At 40.1% G+C, this 2,903-nt stretch carries 2 protein-coding genes; one reads left to right on the top strand and one right to left on the bottom strand.

Going from position 1 to position 2,903, the window contains the following annotated elements; genetic code table 11:
* The coding region (gene pulA, locus GLIP_RS06290; RefSeq protein WP_153886287.1) for a pullulanase-type alpha-1,6-glucosidase at positions 1–2,032 on the bottom strand (2,032 nt) is incomplete at its 3' end.
* 559 nt (positions 2,033–2,591) lie between these two features.
* Between pulA and cspE the strand changes: the two genes are divergently transcribed.
* On the top strand, positions 2,592–2,798 hold the full coding sequence (gene cspE, locus GLIP_RS06285) for a transcription antiterminator/RNA stability regulator CspE (protein ID WP_008843761.1): 207 nt from the start codon (positions 2,592–2,594) through the stop codon (positions 2,796–2,798).
* Positions 2,799–2,903: the final 105 nt, after the last annotated feature.

The following is a 2,903-nucleotide window of genomic DNA, read 5'->3' as shown; positions in this document are numbered from 1 at the left end:
CGCGCCCAAACACGCGTTGGCCTTGAGCATTTTCTAATGGAAAAATCGCTAAATTGCCTGCTAAACCAATGCGGGCTTGATCCATAGATAATAGATATTCTTCACGTACGGATTGGGGATCAATTTGATAATGTAGTTCATTTGGAAACACCTCAAGTCCATTACCTAAACCTTGTCCTTTGCGAATATCATCGCCTGAAAGAAACGAAGAGCCGCCTCGTATCGCGTCTCTTAATCGGTCGGTAAATGTGCCTATCTCCGTACCGGCAAGTTCGGTTTGACTGGCTTGAATAAATTGTTGGTTGTTGGCAACTTCTCCAAAATTCCAGCCTTCACCGTAAAAGTAGGTATCTGCATCTACCATTCTTACCGCTTCTCTTGCTTTTAACATGGCTACTTTGGGTTGATGGCCCATTAAATCGAAGCGAAAACCATCGATTTTGTAGTGTTTGGCCCAAGTCACTAATGAATCTGTCATCAACTTTGCCATCATCACCTGTTCAGTGGCGGAGTTTTCACAACAGGTCGATTGCTCGATAGTTCCTGTAATTGGGTTTAGACGGTGATAGTAGTTTGGTACAACTTTGTCTAATACTGATTTTTCCGCTAGTCCTGCTGCGAATGTATGGTTGTATACAACATCCATGATTACTCTAAAACCTAACTGATGCAAACGCATGACCATCTGACGAAACTCTATAAGTCTGGGAATGCCTTCGGGGTTCAGTGCGTAACTGCCTTCGGGAACGGTATAATGAAAAGGATCGTACCCCCAGTTGTAGGCGTCTTTGGCGCGGATTAACTCAATAATCTCTTGTGTTTCAGATGATGAAACATCAAAACTATTCAATAATGCTTGAAGAGTAAGTGTGGGATTGTAATCAGTTTGGCAAATTGGCACTTCATGGGCTAACGAACACACTTTTTGTAAGGTGTCGTGCATTGAAATTACATTACTTGGAATTTCATCCACGGTACTGATGTCGTAGGTGGGTAATAAGTGGACAGTATTGAGTCCCGCTTTCTTAAGCGCTTTTAAATGATTTATCGAGTCGCTATGCGCTTGGCTAAAGGCGGCGTATTTTCCGGCTAGTTGTGGATCAGACAGGCTCGTATCAGAAGCACTAAAATCTCTAATGTGTGTTTCGTATAAAACAAGGCTTTCTGGCGCGTCGATCGTAGGAACATCATGAGAAGCCCAATTATTAGGTTGGGTGTGAGCTGAGGCTAAATCAACAACTTGAGAATAGACACTGTTAGTAGACAAGCTAAGTGAATAGGGATCTGTAACTTGTAGCCTTTCAATTCGTTTTGATTGAGGATGATAAACTTCAATTTGATATCGATAAAACGTTCCTTGAGGAGCATGGCTAGTGATCCCGCTCCATGCACCTGTTTGTGGATCTTCACTAAGGGTAATAATGCCGCTTTCGAGTGGATTTTTATATTTGTCGAACAATCGCACTTTTACGTCAATCGCTGTTGGCGCCCAAAGAGTGAATCTTGTTATATCACCAATAATGAGAGCGCCATAATTGTCTAATTCGTTGGCATCATCTGCTGATGAGGTGTACAACGCATCCAATAATTTCGCTGATTGCACATAAGAAAGGCTAGTAACTTTGGCTTTTTCATCACGTCCGATAACGGCAGCCTGTTGTTTTAATTTAGATTTGATTTCGGATGTAGGAATAGCCACATTGTAAGCATAAAACTTGGCTAGATGCGGCAGTTCAGTTGATACCCACGCTGGCATCTCTGTAATCACTAAGTTGAAGAGTGAATCAGCCTGATTGCTTTCATCGATACTGGCATTGTTAGAAAATATTAATGCCGGATTGGACTTTTTTTCAGCCAATAGAATTAAATTTGGTTTTACCCAGTGTGCCGCTGCATCTGGTTTTAATGTATTAACAGCAAACTCAAGTTCGATAGGTTTACCGGAGCGCTTTCCTGAACTTGTTGAACCACACGCGGCTAACGTTAAAGTTATCAATAGACTCATTGAGTATATAAAGATGTAATGCTTCATGATTAATCCTGTATTACTTGCTGCTAAAACTTGTGCTTAAACACATGTTCTATAATTTACACGGCGCTTCAATAACTGCGCTAATGTATATTTCTCCTAAGACATAGTCTATAAGTTGATGGAGCTAGGTGCGAATTACATACGTATGTTGTCAAAAAATAACTTCATATTAATGACTTAACGGTATTTTATTAGCGTATTTAAAGTTTCTATTTATAGACCAGCAATTAGTTTAAATGTCACATGGCTTGTCATTTAAAATTCATACTTATTTCGTAACATCCCCCTAGCTGTGCACATTGTGTTAGGTTAACGGTCTGTTTTTATAGGTAATTGGATGAAAAATCACTGAAACTTATATACACCTATAAATAATCTGCTAACCTAATCTTCAGCGTGTAACATAAACGTGAATTACATTTTACTTAAGAATATCTTTACATCTGTTTTACCAGTTCGTTTTGAAAAATTTCTGTTAGTAACATGCATTATATCTATCGTTCTACACAGCTAAACCGGCGTGCATGCGCTTTTTATTGACAAAAATTAGGAAAAGACTATGTCTAAATCAACTGGGATCGTTAAGTGGTTCAACGCAGAAAAAGGCTTCGGCTTTATTACTCCTGACAATGGCGGATCAGATGTATTTGTTCACTTTCGTGCTATCGCGAGTGACGGCTATAAAACGTTAAATGAAGGTCAGCAAGTGACTTTTGATATTGAGCAAGGCCAAAAAGGTCCCCAAGCGGCCAACGTGACTGTGTAATACAGCATTTTAGTCGATAAGAAAAAACGTCAGCCTTTGCTGACGTTTTTTGTTTGCATCGCAAAATCGCCTTGTAGGCGTGGCTTTAGCCGCGCGAGGTTTGAG

The sequence above is a fragment of the Aliiglaciecola lipolytica E3 genome (assembly GCF_000314975.1).
Taxonomy (GTDB): Bacteria; Pseudomonadota; Gammaproteobacteria; order Enterobacterales; family Alteromonadaceae; genus Aliiglaciecola; species Aliiglaciecola lipolytica.
Note: the sequence above shows the minus strand (reverse complement) of the source record. Positions and strands in the feature narration are given on the sequence as shown.

Excerpts from the sequence above, each read along its gene's own strand:
- cspE (WP_008843761.1), top strand. The coding sequence starts at position 2,592 with ATGTCTAAATCAACTGGGATCGTTAAGTGGTTCAACGCAGAAAAAGGC.